This window comes from Flavobacterium indicum GPTSA100-9 = DSM 17447 (genome assembly GCF_000455605.1).
In the GTDB taxonomy this organism is placed as follows: Bacteria; Bacteroidota; Bacteroidia; order Flavobacteriales; family Flavobacteriaceae; genus Flavobacterium; species Flavobacterium indicum.
In genome coordinates, this window is record NC_017025.1 from 1,606,960 (window position 1) to 1,625,285 (window position 18,326).

The following is an 18,326-nucleotide window of genomic DNA, read 5'->3' on the forward strand; positions in this document are numbered from 1 at the left end:
ATAAAATTAAAATGAAAAAAATTACTTTATCGATAGTACTTTTACTATCGGGGATAGCTTTCGCTCAAATTCCATCTGGTTACTACAATACAGCAACCGGAACAGGCTATACCTTAAAAACTAATTTGAGAAAAATTATTGACAATCAAAATGATGGAATACCATCTGAACATATCTCAACGGATCAAGGCTATTCCGGATTATACACTACATATTTAACTTCAGACAAAGATTTTTATTATGAAAACGATGGATCTTTATTAGATATGTATACTGAAAACCCAACTGGTGCTGAATGTTTTTTTACTTATGGTACAAATCAAGATGATGGAACAGGTGGAACAGCAGAATGTCAAAAATACAACAGAGAACATATTATTCCTCAATCCGTATTTGGTTCAGCTACACCAATGTATTCTGATGCGCACTTTGTAACTCCATCAGATAAATATGTAAATGCACAAAGAGGAGATTTACCGTTCGGGGTGGTCTCAACCGCTACAAATACTTATTCAAATGGTTCTAAAAAAGGAAATAATTTAAATTCAGGATATTCTGCAGGATACTCAAGCGCCGTTTTTGAGCCTATAGATGAATTTAAAGGAGATGTAGCGCGAATGATACTTTATTTTGGAACAAGATATGAAACTCAAGTTGCTTCATGGTCTTTTCCTATGTTTAATGGAACTTCAGATCAAGTTTTTAATAATACATTTTTAAACATCCTTCTTAAATGGCATATGATAGACCCAGTAAGTCAGAGAGAAATTGATAGAAATAACGCTATTTATGCTAGACAAAATAATAGAAATCCATACATTGACCACCCTGAATATGTTTGCCAAATTTATCCAACGCAATGTTCGGCTTTAGCTGCTTCATCGTTTGCACTAAATGAAGCTATTAAAATTTTTCCAAATCCAACTAATACCAATGAAATTAACATAAATACTAATGAGATAATTTATAATTTAGAATTATATACTATTAACGGTCAATTAATTAAATCGGTTTCCAATCCGGTTTTTACCAATAACACCTATACACTTTCTAATTTAACTTCTGGTTTTTATTTATTTAAAGTTTACAGCGATAATGGAATCGCTATAAAGAAAATTTTAGTTAATTAAATTAAACTCAAATGAGAAAAATAATAAGTATACTATTTATTTTTAGCTGTTTATTTTCTTTTCAATTAAAAGCTCAAAATATAGAACTCAAAAAAACAATTGATAAAAATTTAGTTGGAGTTTGGAAAGGAGAAGAAAAAGAAAATCAATCTGAAGGACTGTCAAAAAGCTGGGTTATGACTCGTAAAAATGATGGCACTTTTTTACTTGTTTTTAAAGTTAATGATAACGGAAAAATAAACACTATAAAAGAAAAAGGTAATTGGTGGGTAGAAGATGGTAAATTTTATGAGTTTCACAATACTTCCGGATTAACAGATGTATATACTTATACAATCCTTAGCAAGGATAAAGTCAAGTTTAAAGCCGTAAATATGGCTATAGAGCAAAATAATGAAAATTATGAATTTATAGATGAAAGAGTAAAATAAAAGCGACATTAATGTCGCTTTTGTTTTATTAATATTTAATCATTCATTGAAATCAAAAACTCTTCATTATTTCTTGTTCCTTTTATTCTCGATTCAATAAATTCCATAGCTTCAACGGGATTCATATCTGCTAGGTATTTACGTAAAATCCACATGCGTTGAATGGTTTTCTCATCTAATAATAAATCATCACGTCTTGTACTTGAAGAAACTAAATCAATAGCTGGGAATATACGTTTATTGGCAATTTTTCTATCTAATTGTAATTCCATGTTACCAGTACCTTTAAACTCTTCAAAGATAACTTCATCCATTTTAGATCCTGTTTCAGTTAAAGCAGTTGCTATTATACTTAACGAACCTCCATTTTCAATATTACGAGCTGCTCCAAAGAAACGCTTTGGTTTTTGTAAGGCATTGGCATCTACTCCACCACTCAAAACTTTTCCTGACGCAGGCTGAACCGTATTGTAAGCTCTCGCCAAACGAGTTATTGAATCTAATAAAATAACTACATCATGACCACATTCAACCAAACGTTTTGCTTTTTCCAAAACAATATTGGCTACTTTAACATGTCGTTCTGCTGGTTCATCAAAGGTAGAAGCAATAACTTCAGCTCGTACCGAACGTTGCATATCTGTAACCTCCTCTGGTCGCTCATCGATTAACAAAACAATCATATAAACTTCAGGGTGATTTGCTGCAATTGAATTGGCAATATCCTTTAACAACATGGTTTTACCTGTTTTAGGTTGCGCAACAATCATAGCGCGTTGGCCTTTACCAATAGGTGCAAATAAATCAATAATTCTAGTTGAAATTGACTTACTTCTATCAGCTAAGTTTAATTTTTGCTCAGGAAATAAAGGTGTTAAATGTTCAAATGCGATTCTATCACGTACAACTTGTGGATCATATCCATTGATTTTAAGCACTTTTACCAAGGGAAAAAACTTTTCTCCTTCTTTTGGTGGACGAACTACCCCTTTTACGGTATCTCCAGTTTTTAAACCAAAAAGTCTAATTTGTGATTGTGATAAGTAAATATCATCCGGTGAAGCCAAATAATTATAATCAGAAGAACGAAGGAAACCGTAGCCATCTGGCATCATTTCTAAAACACCTTCTGTTTCAATAATACCATCAAATTCAAAATCATTATCTCTATAATTCTTCTGATTGTTGTTGGAATTCTGATTGTTGTGGGGATTTTTGTTGAATTTATTTTTTTTAAAGTTTGGATTTTGTTTTTCAACATTATCTAAATCCTCTGTCTTACTTTCTGAATCTGAAGAATTTGGAGTAGTTGGCAATTCTTCCGAAATTGGTTTTACAACCGCTTTATTCTCTACTTTCGTAGATTTTATTTGTTCATCATCAAATGTTATTTCTTCCTGAAAATCGGGATAACTGATTTCTGATGATTTCTTAATACGTTTTCTAGGTTCTGATGCTTTCTTTTTTTCCTGAACAGGTGTTGGCTCTTCTACTACATTTTCAGCAACAACAGGATTTACATTAGATTTAGCTTTTTTATCAGTAGTTGATTTGAGAGCGGGTTTCTTTTTTTCAGTAGTTTTATCTGCTTGAGAAGTTTCTTGTACATCTAAAATTTGTGTAATAAGCTCTTCTTTTTTTAAGGTTTTAAACTTTTTAATATTTGCAACTTTTGCTATTTCTTGCAAATCAGAGAGTTTCATCTCTTTTAACGTCGATTGATCAAACATGCTAGTGCGTTGATTGGGTTAATCTTTAATTATTCAATAAAAATTGATGTGATTATTTTTTGATTTAAAAGTATCGTAGAATGAAGTACTTACGAATTTTCATTGCAATAATACAAATAATTTAGCAGAAAACAATAGTTTTTTAAAAAAAGAAACTTTATTTTTGCTACACTAAATAACCAAAATGTTACAAAGAATACAAACAGTTTATCTAGCTTTAGCTTTTATTGTATCGGGCATCTTACCGATATTTATTAGCTTATGGACAACTACTGCTAAAGTAGATGTTATGGCTATGCATAATTTAGCTTATATTTCTTTATTTGGAATAAGCGCTTTACTAACATTAGTAAGTATTTTTAGTTATAGAAACCGACAAAACCAATTTGTTATAAACAGATTGAATATGATATTAAACTTTATTTTAATAGGATTGTTGGTATATCATTCACTAACTTTATCCGGAGAAGCGCAAGTTTCAGAGAAGGGTATTGGGATGCTTCTTCCCATTTTTTCTATCGTTTTTCTTGTTTTAGCAAATAAAGCAATTAAAAAGGACGAAGATCTCGTAAAATCTGTGGATCGTATTCGATAAACCTATCATCTTAGTTTATTAGTGCGTTATAAAATCCGAACCTAGTGTTCGGATTTTGTGTTTTATACCAATGTCATTTAACACACTTCTAGCCTTTTTTGCCTATTTCTATAATTTCTAAATTTTGAATTTTATCACCATCAATTTCAAAACGCAACATGGTTCGTACCTGATGAAATCCATGAATACCTGCAGCACCTGGATTCATATGTAACAGATTTAGTTTTTTATCAAATTGTACTTTTAATATATGTGAATGTCCGCAAATAAATAATTTAGGTGGATTTTTTTTTATTTCTTCTCTAATTGCAATATTGTATTTATCTGGGTATCCCCCAATATGGGTAATCCAAACATCGACACCTTCACACATAAAACGATTGTGTAAAGGAAATTCTAAACGAGCTTCATGATTGTCAATATTACCAAAAACCGCACGTAATGGTTTTATTTTTTTGATAGTATCTGTAACCCGTAAGTCCCCAATATCTCCAGCATGCCAGACTTCGTCTGCCAAGTTTACATATTTTAAAATGGCAGCATCAATGTAACTGTGCGTATCGGATAATAGAAGGATTTTTTTCATGCCTCAAATTTATGTTTTTATTAATAAATTAAGAATTGAAATTGCCATTCATTTTTGTAAATTTGCCTTTCTGAATAAATTACACACTTTGAGGTATTTCATTGAATTTGCTTATAACGGAAAAAATTACTTTGGATTCCAGGTACAGCCTGATGTTATTTCTGTACAAGAGACATTAGACAAAGCCTTATCCCTTTTATTAAGACAAAAAATTGAAATTGTTGGTGCAGGAAGAACCGATAGTGGTGTACATGCTAAACAAATGTTTGCTCATTTTGATGCAATAGAAATTGAAGATATTCCAAAATTAATTCAACGTTTAAATTCTTTCTTACCAATAGATATCGTTGTTTTCAATATTCATATTGTTCATGAAGATGCTCATGCGCGTTTCGATGCCATATCGCGTAAATATGAATATTACATTCATACCTTTAAAGATGTTTTTATTAATGAAGGGAGTTGGTATGTTCATCACAAACTAGATGTAGACAAAATGAATGAAGCAGCTAAAATACTATTAGAATACACTGATTTTGAATGCTTTTCAAAAGTACATACCGATGTAAAAACATTTAACTGTGCACTATCTGAGGCTTTTTGGAAACAAAACGAAAATCAAATTATATTTACAATTAGTGCCGATCGTTTCCTTAGAAATATGGTTAGAGCAATAGTGGGAACTTTAATCAACGTAGGTCTAAACAAGTTGTCTATAAATGATTTTAGAAAAATAATAGAAAGTAAAAACCGTAGTAAAGCTGGATTTTCTGTTCCTGCTCATGGTTTGTATTTAGTAGAAGTAAAATATCCATACATCAAATAATCTTGTAAATAATTAAAATACAAAGCAATTAATAAATTGAAAAAGAAGTCTTCATTTAATAAAGTATTGCACTATGCAAATCCTTACAAAGGAAAGTTGTTTTTTGTAGGCTTTTGGGCGTTGTTTTTAGCAATAGTCGCAGCAATACGACCGCTTTTGTTAAATTTAACTGTTGACAATTATTTAATTGGTTCTAAAAAAGAAGCTAATGTTATTCAAGATTCTTTTACTAATTTCATGCATTACTTTTTTGAAGGAAATGATAAAACTACTAATTTACAACTATTAGTAATCATTATGTTTGGTGTTTTACTTCTGGAAGTGATTGCACAATTTTACTTTGTATATTTAGCCAGTTGGTTAGGACAGGATATTGTGAAGGATATTCGAGAAAAGTTGTTCCATCATTTGTCAAATTTCAAAATGAAATACTTCGATAATGAACCTGTAGGGAAATTAATTACTCGTTGTGTTTCTGATATGGAAAATATTGCAAGCATATTCAGTCAGGGATTATTCATGATTGTGAGTGATGTATTGAAAATGCTAATTGTATTAATTTTCATGTTCATTATAAATTGGAAAATTACAGCTATAGTACTCATTATCATGCCTGTTATTTTATTAGCTACCAATATTTTCAATCGTAAAATGAAAGTAGCTTTTAACGAAGTTAGAAATGAAGTGGCAAATTTAAATACATTCATTCAAGAACGATTAACGGGTATGAAAATCGTACAACTATTTAACCGTGAAGCTATTGAGTACGAAAAATTTAAAGAAATTAATGAGAAACATAACAAAGCTTGGTTAAAAAATATTTTATACAACAGCATCTTCTTCCCTATTGCCGATATCATTTCGAGTATTACACTCGGATTAGTAGTTTATTTTGGTGCTCTTTTCATTTTAAATGGTGATACTACAACCAGTGTTGGACAACTGATTTCGTTCAATATGTACATCTCCATGTTGTACAATCCATTACGTCAAATTGCAGATAAATTCAATGTGATGCAAATGGGAATTGTTGCCGCTGATCGTGTTTTTGAAGTAATGGAAACCAATGTTCAAATTCAGGATTTCGGAACCATTGAAGCCAATCATTTAAAAGGTGAAATTGAATTAAAAGATGTTCATTTTAGTTACTTGCCAGGTGAAGAAATAATAAAAGGAATAAATTTACATGTACAACAAGGCCAAACTATTGCTATTGTTGGTGCTACTGGGGCTGGAAAATCAACCATAATTAATTTAATTAATCGGTTTTATGAAATCGATTCGGGAGAGATTCGCATTGACGGTACAAATGTTAAAGATTACACTTTAGAAAGTTTACGTAAAGAAATTGCTGTGGTGTTACAAGATGTATTTTTATTTTCTGATTCTATTTATAATAATATTACACTTTTTGATGATACGATAGAAAAGAATGAAGTAATTGAAGCGGCAAAAAAGATTGGAATTCACGATTTTATTATGAGCTTACCAAATGGATATGATTATGATGTAAAAGAACGTGGTGTAATGCTGTCTTCAGGACAACGCCAATTAATTGCATTTCTTCGTGCTTATATTTCAAAACCAAGTATTTTAGTTTTAGATGAGGCCACTTCTTCTATAGATACCCATTCTGAAGAATTAATTCAAAAAGCAACACAAACATTAACCGAAAACCGAACTTCTATCATCATTGCTCATCGCTTAGCAACCATTATCAAGGCAGATAAAATTATTGTGATGGATAAAGGAAAAATCGTAGAATCAGGTACACATAAAGAATTACTTCAAATTGAAAATGGTTACTATCAGAAATTATATCATGCTCAATTTGAAAAAGAAATTACCAGCTAAATCGATCGGAATTTGAATTATTTTTTATTTTTAGAGAAATCAATAAAAATCTAACAATTCTATTCCATTTAAATTCAAAAAAATTACTATTTTCGCAATAAATAAAATTGACAAATATTTTACAAAATGAAATACGATATTATAGTTTTAGGAAGTGGTCCTGGTGGATATGTAACTGCAATTAGAGCTTCTCAATTAGGCTTTAAAGTAGCCGTTATTGAGAAAGAAAACTTAGGTGGAATTTGCTTAAACTGGGGTTGTATCCCAACTAAAGCTTTATTAAAATCTGCTCAAGTATTTGATTATTTAAAACATGCTGCTGACTACGGATTAAAAGTTGACAATGTAGATAAAGATTTTGGAGCTGTAATTGCTCGTTCAAGAGGTGTTGCTGATGGAATGAGTAAAGGTGTTCAGTTCTTAATGAAAAAAAATAAAATCGATGTAATTGATGGTTTTGGTAAAGTAAAACCAGGTAAAAAAGTGGAAGTTACAGCTGCAGATGGTAAAGTGACTGTTTTAGATGCTGACCATATTATTATTGCAACAGGTGCGCGTTCAAGAGAATTACCTAATTTACCTCAAGACGGTAAAAAAGTAATTGGATACCGCCAAGCAATGACTTTAGCTGAACAACCTAAAAAATTAATTGTTGTAGGTTCTGGTGCTATTGGTGTTGAATTTGCTCATTTTTATAATTCAATGGGAACAGATGTAACTATTGTAGAATTTATGCCAAACATTGTTCCGGTTGAAGATGAAGACATCTCAAAACAATTTGAGCGTTCTTTGAAGAAATCAGGAATCACAATTATGACTAATGCATCTGTTGAAAAAGTAGATACTTCTGGTTCAGGTGTTAAAGCTACTGTTAAAACCGCTAAAGGGGAAGAAATTTTAGAAGCTGATGTTGTTTTATCTGCAGTTGGAATTAAATCAAATATTGAAAATATTGGTTTAGAAGATGTTGGTATTGCTACTGATAGAGATAAAATCTTAGTAAATTCGTATTACCAAACTAATGTTCCTGGTTATTATGCAATTGGAGATGTAGTACCTGGTCAAGCTTTAGCTCACGTTGCTTCTGCTGAAGGTATTTTATGTGTAGAAAAAATTGCTGGATTACATGTTGAACCTTTAGATTATGGTAATATACCAGGATGTACTTATGCAACTCCTGAAATTGCTTCTGTTGGTTTAACTGAAAAAGCTGCAAAAGAAAAAGGATACGAAATTAAAGTTGGTAAATTCCCATTCTCAGCTTCTGGTAAAGCAAAAGCTGCTGGAACTCCAGATGGATTTGTAAAAGTTATTTTCGATGCAAAATATGGCGAGTGGTTAGGTTGCCACATGATTGGTGCTGGTGTAACAGATATGATTGCAGAGGCTGTTGTAGCTCGTAAATTAGAAACAACTGGTCACGAAATATTAAAAGCGGTTCACCCACACCCTACTATGAGTGAAGCTGTAATGGAAGCTGTAGCTGATGCTTATGGTGAAGTGATTCACTTATAAGAATAAATTTTTAAAATTGAAAATCCGTTAAATTTACTTAACGGATTTTTTTTTTTTACAATTACTAAACAAAATATTATAGCTTTGTCAGAAAATGTTCCTAACAATTAATTATCTTTGACTAACAAGCTTTTGCATTAAAAATAAAACACATCAATCCATTTATTAGTTGGTTTCACAAAGGCAGTAAATGTAGCATCCTAGAAAACACACAACAAAAATGAATACTATTTGGAACGGATTAACCCAAGAACAAGCAAAACAAAACCTTGAAACATTTGGTTTTAATGAATTACCTACATCAAAACCTAAGTCAATTTTTAAAATAGCGGTTGAAGTTTTTAAAGAGCCTTTATTTTTGTTGTTGATTGCATGTAGCTCTTTATACTTAATTCTAGGAGACACTACGGAAGGAGTCATTTTATTTTCATCAGTATTCATCATTATTTTCATAACCTTTAATCAGCATAGAAAAACAGAAAAATCTTTAGAAGCACTAAGACAACTCTCTTCTCCTCGTGCCTTAGTTATTCGCGATAATCAAGAAGTTAGAATAACAGGAAGAGAAATTGTGCCCAATGATATCATAATTTTAAATGAAGGCGATCGTGTTCCTGCTGATGCCATTTTACTAGAAAGTACCAATTTAACTATTGATGAATCTTTGTTAACAGGAGAAGCTATTCCAGTAAATAAAAATGAAAATAAACCGGATACAATTTATAGCGGAACTTTGGTGGTTCAAGGAAGTGGTTATGCCAAAGTAACAAACACAGGAACAAATACCGAATTTGGAAAAATAGGTCTTTCTTTAAACAAAATCGAAAAAGAAAGTACACGTTTACAAATTGAAATGAAAAAATTAATTTTTAATTTATTCACTATTGGAGCCTTAATAAGTATAGGTGTTATTGTAGCTTTTTATTACACTAGAGGATCCATCTTAAACGCTTTATTAACTGGATTAGCCGCTTCTATGGCTTTATTACCCGAAGAATTTCCTGTTGTATTAACAATTTTTTTAGCTCTTGGAGCATGGAGATTATCAAAAAATAAAGTATTAACACGTAAACCTTCAGCTATTGAAACATTAGGTGCCGCTACGGTTTTATGTAGTGATAAAACAGGAACAATTACACAAAATAAAATGCAAATTGTACAATTGCATTACCAATCAAGAATATATTATAATCAGGAATTTAAAGAACATGTAAATACCTTCTTTCCTTTAATTGAAGGTTTGTTTTGGGCCTCTGCTGAACATGCCATAGATCCAATGGAAAAAGCAATACATCAGGAGTTCTATGCATTACATCAGACGAAAAAAGAATATGTGCTTTTAAAAGAATATTCTTTATCCAAAACACTCTTTGCTATGACTCGGGTATATGAAGATAAAGCGAGTAATCAAAATAGTGCCTTTTGTAAAGGTGCTCCCGAAGCCGTATTTGAACTGTGTCAACTTGATGCTTCTGAACTAGCAAAACAAAATGAAATTGTAAGTCAATTAGCTTCAAAGGGTTACCGAATTTTAGCTTGTGCATTTTCTTCATTACATTCAGATGAACTACCAGCAGATCAAAGAAATATTAATTTTTCATTGTTAGGATTAGTAGCTTTTGAAGATCCAATTAGACCCGAAGTACCCAATGCAATTAAAGAGTGCAATGAAGCAGGAATTAGAGTAATTATGATTACGGGAGATTATCCAGAAACAGCACGAAGTATAGCAAATCAAATAGGGATATTACATCAAAACAAAATCATTACTGGCTCCGATTTACAAAACATGGATGAATCCGTGTTGAAGGAAAAAATTAAAACTACACAAGTATTTGCTCGAATTATTCCTGAACAAAAATTACAACTCATAAATGCATTGAAAGCCAATAGAGAAATTGTTGCAATGACTGGAGATGGAGTTAATGATGCTCCTGCACTAAAAGCCGCAGATATTGGTATTGCAATGGGCTTAAGAGGAACAGATGTTGCGCGAGAGGCCTCTTCACTTGTACTTTTAGATGATAATTTTATATCTATAGTTCAAGCCATGCGTCAAGGAAGAAAAATATTTGATAACCTTCAAAAAGCAATGTCTTATATTGTTGCTATTCATATTCCTATTATTGCCTTAGTATTAATGCCTGCTTTCTTTTCTTCTTTACCTATATTATTAATGCCTTTACATATTGTATTTTTAGAATTAATAATAGATCCGGTTTGTGCGGTGGCTTTTGAATCTGAACAAGAAGAGAAAAACATTATGAAGCGCCCCCCAAGAAAGCCTAATGAATTGTTCTTTGGATGGAAAAAAATTATTTTCAGTATATTTAAAGGATTGTTGTTGATGGGAGCAGTTATTACGGTTTATTTTCTATCTATTACGGAAGGGCATTCAGAAGGTGAAGTAAGAGCAATATCCTTTAGCGCATTAATCATTGGTAATGTTTTTTTAATATTAACATCCCTTTCTGAAACAAGATCGATATTTTCTATTCTCAAAGAAAAAAATAAGGCTGTTTTCTTAATTTCTTTCTTTGCTTTTTTAGTTTTAATTTTAACAATTACTCAACCTTACTTGGTTACTATTTTCAATTTTGAGAATCCAGGCGTAAATCATTTTGGACCATCTATTTTAAGCGCTTCCATTATGTTAATTGTTTTAGAATTGATAAAATATTTAAAAATTAAGCAGCAATAAAATTCTGTTTTTTTAAATAGAATTACTACATTTGAAAGTAATAATTCTTCCTATTATGATCCCAATTTTAAATAAAATAGAACGTTCGGTTCAAACATTCTTAATTGAAATTGGAGACCTCTCCTATTTTGCAGGTCGGTTTTTTAAAGAAGTATTTAAAAGCCCTTTCGAATTTAAAGAGTTTTTAAGACAATGTTATCAAGTTGGAAATCGTTCCCTATTACTAGTAAGTGTAACAGGATTCATCATTGGATTAGTATTCACATTACAATCACGTCCGACTTTACAGGAATTTGGCGCTGTTTCTTGGATGCCTTCAATGGTAAGTATTTCTATTATTCGTGAAATTGGTCCAATAATAACCGCATTAATTTGTGCTGGTCGAATTGGATCTGGAATTGGTGCCGAGCTAGGATCAATGCGTGTAACAGAACAAATTGATGCCATGGAAGTTTCAGGAACTAACCCATTTAAATATTTAGTTATAACAAGAATTTCGGCTACAATTTTAATGCTTCCATTATTAGTGTTAATTGGAGATTCTATTGCAATTTATGGTTCTTATTTAGTAGAAAATATAAAAGGAAATGTTTCTTTTACCCTTTACTTCAATCAGGTTTTTGATGCTCTAGAATTTAGTGACTTATTACCTGCAACTATAAAATCTTTTTTCTTTGGATTTGCAATTGGATTAGTAGGATGTTATAAAGGATATTATTGTAATAAAGGTACAGCTGGTGTAGGCTTAGCAGCCAATTCAGCCGTAGTGTACACATCAATGTTACTGTTTGTCATCGATTTTATTGCAGTTTTTGTAACCGATATATTTTACCATTTATGAGCACACCTATCATTCAAATACAACATCTTAAAAAAAGTTTTGGTACAAATAAAGTATTAGATGATTTTCACTTAGAATTATATGAAGGTGAAAGTTTAGTTGTAATGGGAAAATCAGGTTCTGGTAAATCAGTGATGATTAAATGTTTAGTGGGACTAGTGCAACCTGATATTGGCACAATTGAAATAATGGGTAAAAATATGATGACTCTTGAACAAGAGGAATTAGATGAAATTAGAACAGAAGTTGGTTTTTTATTCCAAGGAAGTGCACTATATGATTCCATGTCGGTTCGAGAAAATCTTGAATTCCCTTTACGAAGACATACTAAAAAATTTGGAAAAATAAAGGACGCCACACCTATGGTGCTTGAAGCTTTAAAAAGTGTAGGTTTAGAAAATGCAATAGATTTAATGCCTAACGAGTTATCTGGTGGAATGAAACGACGTATAGCTTTGGCCAGAACTTTAATATTAAAACCTAAAATAATTTTATATGATGAACCTACTACTGGTTTGGACCCTATCACTTCAAAAGAAATTATTCAATTAATGAAATCTATTCAAAAAACGTATAAAACATCTTCAATTGTTATTACACATGATATTGATTGTGCACGTGTAGTTGCAGATAGAATGATTTTACTCATCGATGGAAAAAATTATATAGAAGGAACTTTTAATTCAATAGCACAATCTGAAGATCCTAAAGTAAAAGCCTTTTTTAAATAAATGTATTATGGAAAAAACAAATACTGAAAAAATCAGACTCGGAGTTTTTGTACTTGCAGGTATAACAATATTTATTATTGCAATTTATTTTATTGGAAATAAACAAAATATGTTTGGTAAAACAACACCTATAAGTGCTATTTTTAATAATGTAAATGGTTTACAATTAGGAAATAATGTACGCTATGCTGGAATAAACATCGGTATTGTAAAAAATATAGAAATGATAAATGATACCATGATTAAAGTTGACATGGCGATTGAAACAAAAATTTTACCACATATTAAAAAAGATGCAATTGCTGCAATTAGCTCCGATGGATTAGTAGGAAATATGATAATCAATATCATTCCAGGAAAAGGAGTCGCTGCTCCTATTCAACCTAATGATGTAATTCAATCGTTTAATAAAGTACGAACTGAAGATATGCTTAAAACACTTAGCGTAACAAATGAAAACGCCGCTATTTTAACCGCTAATTTAATAAAAATAACAAGAGATATTTCTGAAGGAAAAGGAACAGTTGGCTTATTATTGAACGATACTCAAATTGCTAACGACTTAAAAGAAACTATGCGTTATTTAAAAATGACAAGTCAAGGTACTACGGAATCAATTCAAAATTTAAATAAATTAATAACCTCACTCAATCAAAAAGAAAATGTAATTGGTGTAGTTAACGACACAGCAGTTGCAAATAAAATAAAAAGTATAGTGATTAATTTAGAAAAGTCTAGCAAAAAAATTGATGTCGTTGTTGATAATTTAAATACCACAATTGATAATGCAAAAAATGGAAAAGGTGCAATTAATTATTTATCCAATAATCCCAAATTAGTTCAAAAAATTGATTCAACTATTATAAATATTAATGAAGCTAGTATTAGATTGAATCAAAATTTAGAAGCTTTAAAACATAATTTTTTCTTTAAAGGATATTTTAAAAAACAAGAAAAACAAAAGCAAAAAGTAACCAGATAATAATTCTGTAATTTTTACTAAAAATTATATAATGACATGCACATTGTGTTTTATAATTTTACATAAATAAGTTTAACTAAGATTTAAAAGTTATGAAAACAATAAAATTAATCACCGTTCTATTATTTGTTAGTGTATTTTTAACACCTGAAACAACATTTGCTCAACCACCAAAATGGGCACCTGCCCACGGATATAGAGCAAAAACTAGGTATATCTATTTTCCTGAGCATAATTTTTATTATGACTTACAAAGAAGATCCTATTTTTATTTAAACAATGGATCATGGACGATAAGTGTTTCAATTCCTGGACCTTTTATTAATATTAATTTAGGAAGAGCCACACAAGTACAATTAGACTATTACGGAACTTACCCTTATTACTACAACACGGAGCACTGTACAAAATATAAGGTAGTTAAAGTTAAAAAATCAAAACCAAGGGTAATTGTAATTGATAACGATCACGACCATCATCATTATGAAAAAGTAAAAATTAAAAACAATGGACATGGTCACGGTCATGGAAATGGTCATGGTCATGGAAATGGCAAAGGAAAACATTAAAAGTAAATAGTAATTTTGGGGTAAATACTATTTATTGGGTGAAAATCTGCTAGGGAGACTTAGCAGATTTTTTGTATATTTACTTAAATTTAATTAAAAATGAGATTAGAATCAATAGTAAATGAACTAACAACATATTTACCTGATCATCAAAAAAGAAATTTATCCATTTCTAATTCAACAATAGGTTGGCAAATAGAACATATTTTACTCACAATCAATCAGGTTATAAAAAATTGTGAAGAATCGATTGATTCAAACTACCAACCTAAATTTTCAATTTGGAAATTAATTGTTTTTACTACTAAAAAAATACCAAGAGGAAAAGTAAAAGCTCCTAAAATTGTTCGCCCTGAATTATTTGATAAAAATTCACTTGAAATCCACATTAAACAAACTACAGAAAACTTAAAAATCATCAATGATTTAAAGAAAAATCAATATTTTAATCATCCAATTTTTGGACATATAAACAAAATTAAAATGATTAAATTTTTAGAAATTCATTCGAATCATCATTTAAAAATTATTAGAGAAATTATACATAAAACAAGCTAAACAAATAAATTATGGCAACAGTAAATGTGTATTTAACATTCAATGGAACTACAGAAGAAGCATTTAATTTTTACAAATCAGTTTTTGGAGGTGAATTTAGCTACATAGGTAGATTTAAAGATATGCCTGCAGATGAAAATTGTCCACCTCCATCTGAAGAAGAAGCAAATAAAATTATGCATGTGAGTCTTCCCATTAGTAAAGAGACCGTATTAATGGCGAGTGATAGTACTAGTTTTAGTGGAGATGTTACTTTTGGAAACAATTTTTCTGTTTCTATTAATGCCGATTCGAAAGAAGAAGCCGACAATTTATTCAATGGCTTATCAGCTGGTGGAACTGTAATCATGCCTATGGAAAAAACATTTTGGGGCGCATACTTTGGAATGTTCACCGATAAATTTGGTATCCATTGGATGGTAAATTTTGATGAACCACAAGAATAAAAAATCCCGCATAAGCGGGATTTATAGTTTATATTTTTATATTCCAGCAATACTTTTTAATTCCTTTACAAATCGTTCAGCCAAAACATCGGCCTCTATTTGGGTTGGAGCTTCAGTATAAATTCTAATAATTGGCTCTGTATTAGATTTTCTTAAATGCACCCATTCAGAAGCAAAATCTATTTTAACACCATCTACCGTTGATATTTGCTCCTTTTGGTATCTTTCGAAAATCGCTTTTAAAACCGCATCAACATCAATTTGAGGCGTTAATTCAATTTTATTCTTACTCATAAAATATTGCGGATAAGAAGCTCTTAATTCAGCTACAGTTTTATCCTGACCTGCTAAATAGGTTAAGAATAGGGCAACTCCAACTAAAGCATCTCTACCATAATGAATCTCAGGATAAATAATTCCGCCATTTCCTTCACCTCCAATAATTGCCTGAGTAGCTTTCATTAATTTCACTACATTTACTTCACCTACCGCACTTGCTTGATACGATCCATTATGTTTTTCTGTAATATCACGTAATGCTCTTGAAGAAGACATATTTGATACAGTATTCCCGGGAGTTTTACTTAAAACATAATCAGCAACAGCCACTAAGGTATATTCTTCTCCAAACATTTCTCCATCGTTTGAAATAAAAGCTAATCGATCTACATCTGGATCTACAACAATTCCGAAGTCGGCTTTTTCTTCCACAACTAACTTACATATATCGCCTAAATGTTCTTTTAAAGGCTCTGGATTATGAGGAAAATGTCCGTTAGGTTCACAATATAATTTTACCACTTCAACGCCAAGCTCTTCTAATAATTTAGGAATAATTATTCCACCAGAAGAGTTAACACCATCAACTACAACTTTAAATTTCTTTGCTTTTACAGCTTCTGCATCAACCAAAGGCAATTCTAAAACTTCGTCAATATGGATATCCATGTAAGCATTATTTTCAGTAACTTCTCCTAAAGAATCAACATCAACAAAATCAAAGGCTTCTGCTTCGGCAATTTCTAAAATTTTGGCACCCTCTGCACCACTTAAAAACTCACCTTTTGCATTTAATAATTTTAAGGCGTTCCATTGTTTTGGATTGTGAGAAGCTGTTAAAATAATTCCTCCATCGGCTTGTTCTAAAGGAACAGCAACTTCAACGGTTGGTGTAGTTGATAAACCTAAATCAACAACATCAATTCCCAAACCAATTAAAGTATTTACCACTAAATTATGAATCATTGGTCCAGAAATTCGTGCATCTCTACCAATTACAACTTTTAATTTTCTATCAACGTTTATATTTGTTTTCAAAAAAGTTCCGTAAGCCGATGCAAATTTTACTGCATCTACTGGAGTAAGATTATCCCCTACTTTACCACCTATTGTCCCACGAATACCCGATATAGATTTTATTAATGTCATATAAATATTAAGTTTGTTTTGCTACACAAATATAATTTATATGAACTTAGGAAATCTAGTATTTGTTATTTTTTTTCTATATTTACGAAAAACAACCTCTTTTTTTTCATGAACTATTTAGCACATATCTATTTATCAGGAACTAACGATTTTATCAAAATTGGAAATTTTATGGCAGATAGTATTAAAGGTCATGATTATGAAAACTACCCTAATGAAATTAGAAAAGGAATTTTACTCCATCGTTTTATAGATTCGTATACTGATAATCATACTATTTACAGAAAAAGTAAACACCGATTGCATGAAAAATACGGACATTATTCTGGAGTTATAATGGATATTTTTTATGATCATTTTTTAGCTAAAAATTGGTCTAACTATTCCAATGAAAAATTAGAAATTTATGCTCAAAATTTTTATCAATTACTACAAGATAATCATGCCATTTTAACTGAGAAAATTCAAAAAATGATGCCTTATATGATTGGAAGAAATTGGCTTGTTTCCTATGCCAGTTTAGAAGGAATAAGCATGATATTATTTCAGATGGATTATAGAACCAACCATAGAGTAAACATGGATGAATCTGTAGTTGAATTAAAACAATACTATAAGGAATTTGAAGATGAATTCACCTTGTTTTTTGAAGAACTACAACAAGAATGTAAACGCTATATAGCTCAAAATAAATGAATTTTACAGAAGAATTACTACATGAACTAGAAAAAAATAGTAGTATAGAAAATACCATTCCTATGGAAAATTACATGAAAAATAATTTCAAATTTCTAGGCATAAAAACAGAATCAAGACGAACAATATTAAAAAATGTCTTGCTTAAGCATTACACTGAAGTTCAAGAGAATTACAGAAAATTAGCCCTCGAATTATATGCAAGTAAATTCCGTGAAGTACACCAATGTGCTATTGATTTAGTTTTACGATTTATAAAAAAAGATTTTAAACGAGAAGATAAATTTTTTTTAGAATCCTTACTAATTCAAAATTCATGGTGGGATAGTGTTGATACAATTGCTAAATATGGAATTGGCGGTTATTTAAAAGTATTTCCTGATGAAAAATTTTCTTTAATCGAAAAATTTTCGAATTCTGACAATATGTGGTTAAACCGAACGGCGATTATTTTTCAATTGGGATTTAAAAAAGAGACCGATTTTGAATTGTTAAAAGCAGAATGTTTAAAAAATAGTAATTCGAATGAATTTTTTATTCAAAAAGCAATGGGTTGGGCTTTAAGAGATTATGGTGCAACAAACCCTCAAGCGGTCCTTCAATTTGTTAATGAAAATAACTTTAAACCATTGACGGTCAAAGAAGCACTTAGAAAAATAACTTAAAATTAGATACTTTTTATAATTAAAATCTAAAATAGTACCTTT

18 protein-coding genes are annotated in these 18,326 nt (G+C 30.6%); 15 read left to right on the plus strand and 3 right to left on the minus strand.

Annotation, left to right across the window (positions count from 1 at the left end):
* Window positions 1-11 precede the first annotated feature (11 nt).
* Together KQS_RS07295 and KQS_RS07300 are read left to right on the plus strand one after the other, a co-directional pair.
* Window positions 12-1,130 carry an endonuclease gene (locus tag KQS_RS07295; RefSeq protein ID WP_014388554.1) on the plus strand — a complete coding sequence of 373 codons (1,119 nt, stop codon included), beginning with the start codon at window positions 12-14 and terminating at the stop codon, window positions 1,128-1,130.
* 11 nt (window positions 1,131-1,141) lie between these two features.
* Window positions 1,142-1,561 (plus strand): lipocalin family protein, encoded by a 420-nt coding sequence (locus KQS_RS07300; RefSeq protein ID WP_014388555.1) that lies wholly within the window; start codon window positions 1,142-1,144, stop codon window positions 1,559-1,561.
* A gap of 35 nt (window positions 1,562-1,596) precedes the next feature.
* On the opposite strand, the gene rho is transcribed toward KQS_RS07300, so the two are convergent.
* Window positions 1,597-3,291 carry a transcription termination factor Rho gene (rho, locus tag KQS_RS07305; RefSeq protein WP_014388556.1) on the minus strand — a complete coding sequence of 565 codons (1,695 nt, stop codon included), beginning with the start codon at window positions 3,289-3,291 and terminating at the stop codon, window positions 1,597-1,599.
* 184 nt (window positions 3,292-3,475) lie between these two features.
* Here rho and KQS_RS07310 point away from each other — a divergent pair, with 184 nt between their 5' ends.
* Window positions 3,476-3,886 (plus strand): DUF4293 domain-containing protein, encoded by a 411-nt coding sequence (locus tag KQS_RS07310; RefSeq protein ID WP_014388557.1) that lies wholly within the window; start codon window positions 3,476-3,478, stop codon window positions 3,884-3,886.
* An 88-nt stretch (window positions 3,887-3,974) separates the two neighbouring features.
* On the opposite strand, the gene KQS_RS07315 is transcribed toward KQS_RS07310, so the two are convergent.
* Window positions 3,975-4,472 (minus strand): metallophosphoesterase family protein, encoded by a 498-nt coding sequence (locus KQS_RS07315; RefSeq protein WP_041252035.1) that lies wholly within the window; start codon window positions 4,470-4,472, stop codon window positions 3,975-3,977.
* 88 nt (window positions 4,473-4,560) lie between these two features.
* Between KQS_RS07315 and truA the strand changes: the two genes are divergently transcribed.
* The 10 genes from truA (at window position 4,561) to KQS_RS07365 (ending at window position 15,495) form a co-directional block, all read left to right on the plus strand.
* The gene (truA, locus tag KQS_RS07320; protein ID WP_041252251.1) at window positions 4,561-5,298 is read left to right on the plus strand and encodes a tRNA pseudouridine(38-40) synthase TruA; all 738 of its coding nucleotides are present in this window, start codon (window positions 4,561-4,563) and stop codon (window positions 5,296-5,298) included.
* A 36-nt stretch (window positions 5,299-5,334) separates the two neighbouring features.
* Entirely contained in the window at window positions 5,335-7,152 is a 1,818-nt protein-coding gene (locus KQS_RS07325; protein ID WP_014388560.1) for an ABC transporter ATP-binding protein, read from the plus strand.
* A gap of 126 nt (window positions 7,153-7,278) precedes the next feature.
* Window positions 7,279-8,667 carry a dihydrolipoyl dehydrogenase gene (gene lpdA / locus KQS_RS07330; protein WP_014388561.1) on the plus strand — a complete coding sequence of 463 codons (1,389 nt, stop codon included), beginning with the start codon at window positions 7,279-7,281 and terminating at the stop codon, window positions 8,665-8,667.
* A gap of 220 nt (window positions 8,668-8,887) precedes the next feature.
* Window positions 8,888-11,368: a cation-translocating P-type ATPase gene (locus KQS_RS07335; RefSeq protein ID WP_014388562.1), complete on the plus strand. Its 2,481-nt coding sequence runs from the start codon at window positions 8,888-8,890 to the stop codon at window positions 11,366-11,368.
* Window positions 11,369-11,423: 55 nt separating this feature from the next.
* Window positions 11,424-12,209, plus strand: a complete 786-nt coding sequence (locus KQS_RS07340) for an MlaE family ABC transporter permease (protein ID WP_014388563.1) — start codon at window positions 11,424-11,426, stop codon at window positions 12,207-12,209.
* Entirely contained in the window at window positions 12,206-12,940 is a 735-nt protein-coding gene (locus KQS_RS07345; protein ID WP_014388564.1) for an ABC transporter ATP-binding protein, read from the plus strand. The genes KQS_RS07340 and KQS_RS07345 overlap by 4 nt, the downstream gene beginning before the upstream one ends.
* A 7-nt stretch (window positions 12,941-12,947) precedes the next feature.
* The gene (locus tag KQS_RS07350; RefSeq protein WP_014388565.1) at window positions 12,948-13,922 is read left to right on the plus strand and encodes an MlaD family protein; all 975 of its coding nucleotides are present in this window, start codon (window positions 12,948-12,950) and stop codon (window positions 13,920-13,922) included.
* 92 nt (window positions 13,923-14,014) lie between these two features.
* Window positions 14,015-14,491, plus strand: a complete 477-nt coding sequence (locus tag KQS_RS07355; protein ID WP_014388566.1) for a hypothetical protein — start codon at window positions 14,015-14,017, stop codon at window positions 14,489-14,491.
* Between the two features lie 99 nt (window positions 14,492-14,590).
* Window positions 14,591-15,049, plus strand: a complete 459-nt coding sequence (locus tag KQS_RS07360) for a hypothetical protein (RefSeq protein WP_014388567.1) — start codon at window positions 14,591-14,593, stop codon at window positions 15,047-15,049.
* Window positions 15,050-15,060: 11 nt separating this feature from the next.
* Window positions 15,061-15,495: a VOC family protein gene (locus KQS_RS07365; protein ID WP_014388568.1), complete on the plus strand. Its 435-nt coding sequence runs from the start codon at window positions 15,061-15,063 to the stop codon at window positions 15,493-15,495.
* Between the two features lie 36 nt (window positions 15,496-15,531).
* On the opposite strand, the gene glmM is transcribed toward KQS_RS07365, so the two are convergent.
* Window positions 15,532-16,923, minus strand: coding sequence for a phosphoglucosamine mutase (glmM, locus tag KQS_RS07370; RefSeq protein ID WP_014388569.1), 1,392 nt, complete (start codon window positions 16,921-16,923; stop codon window positions 15,532-15,534).
* 108 nt (window positions 16,924-17,031) lie between these two features.
* Between glmM and KQS_RS07375 the strand changes: the two genes are divergently transcribed.
* Both KQS_RS07375 and KQS_RS07380 read left to right on the plus strand, forming a co-directional pair.
* Window positions 17,032-17,619 (plus strand): acyl carrier protein phosphodiesterase, encoded by a 588-nt coding sequence (locus tag KQS_RS07375; RefSeq protein WP_014388570.1) that lies wholly within the window; start codon window positions 17,032-17,034, stop codon window positions 17,617-17,619.
* Entirely contained in the window at window positions 17,616-18,284 is a 669-nt protein-coding gene (locus KQS_RS07380) for a DNA alkylation repair protein (protein WP_014388571.1), read from the plus strand. The genes KQS_RS07375 and KQS_RS07380 overlap by 4 nt, the downstream gene beginning before the upstream one ends.
* Window positions 18,285-18,326 lie beyond the last annotated feature (42 nt).

What these genes read in the sequence shown, in the direction of transcription:
- KQS_RS07295 (WP_014388554.1), top strand. Translation starts at nt 12, where the DNA reads ATGAAAAAAATTACTTTATCGATAGTACTTTTACTATCGGGGATAGCT.
- KQS_RS07300 (WP_014388555.1), top strand. Translation starts at nt 1,142, where the DNA reads ATGAGAAAAATAATAAGTATACTATTTATTTTTAGCTGTTTATTTTCT.
- rho (WP_014388556.1), bottom strand. Translation starts at nt 3,291, where the DNA reads ATGTTTGATCAATCGACGTTAAAAGAGATGAAACTCTCTGATTTGCAA.
- KQS_RS07310 (WP_014388557.1), top strand. Translation starts at nt 3,476, where the DNA reads ATGTTACAAAGAATACAAACAGTTTATCTAGCTTTAGCTTTTATTGTA.
- KQS_RS07315 (WP_041252035.1), bottom strand. Translation starts at nt 4,472, where the DNA reads ATGAAAAAAATCCTTCTATTATCCGATACGCACAGTTACATTGATGCT.
- lpdA (WP_014388561.1), top strand. Translation starts at nt 7,279, where the DNA reads ATGAAATACGATATTATAGTTTTAGGAAGTGGTCCTGGTGGATATGTA.
- KQS_RS07335 (WP_014388562.1), top strand. Translation starts at nt 8,888, where the DNA reads ATGAATACTATTTGGAACGGATTAACCCAAGAACAAGCAAAACAAAAC.
- KQS_RS07340 (WP_014388563.1), top strand. Translation starts at nt 11,424, where the DNA reads ATGATCCCAATTTTAAATAAAATAGAACGTTCGGTTCAAACATTCTTA.
- KQS_RS07345 (WP_014388564.1), top strand. Translation starts at nt 12,206, where the DNA reads ATGAGCACACCTATCATTCAAATACAACATCTTAAAAAAAGTTTTGGT.
- KQS_RS07350 (WP_014388565.1), top strand. Translation starts at nt 12,948, where the DNA reads ATGGAAAAAACAAATACTGAAAAAATCAGACTCGGAGTTTTTGTACTT.
- KQS_RS07355 (WP_014388566.1), top strand. Translation starts at nt 14,015, where the DNA reads ATGAAAACAATAAAATTAATCACCGTTCTATTATTTGTTAGTGTATTT.
- KQS_RS07360 (WP_014388567.1), top strand. Translation starts at nt 14,591, where the DNA reads ATGAGATTAGAATCAATAGTAAATGAACTAACAACATATTTACCTGAT.
- KQS_RS07365 (WP_014388568.1), top strand. Translation starts at nt 15,061, where the DNA reads ATGGCAACAGTAAATGTGTATTTAACATTCAATGGAACTACAGAAGAA.
- glmM (WP_014388569.1), bottom strand. Translation starts at nt 16,923, where the DNA reads ATGACATTAATAAAATCTATATCGGGTATTCGTGGGACAATAGGTGGT.
- KQS_RS07375 (WP_014388570.1), top strand. Translation starts at nt 17,032, where the DNA reads ATGAACTATTTAGCACATATCTATTTATCAGGAACTAACGATTTTATC.
- KQS_RS07380 (WP_014388571.1), top strand. Translation starts at nt 17,616, where the DNA reads ATGAATTTTACAGAAGAATTACTACATGAACTAGAAAAAAATAGTAGT.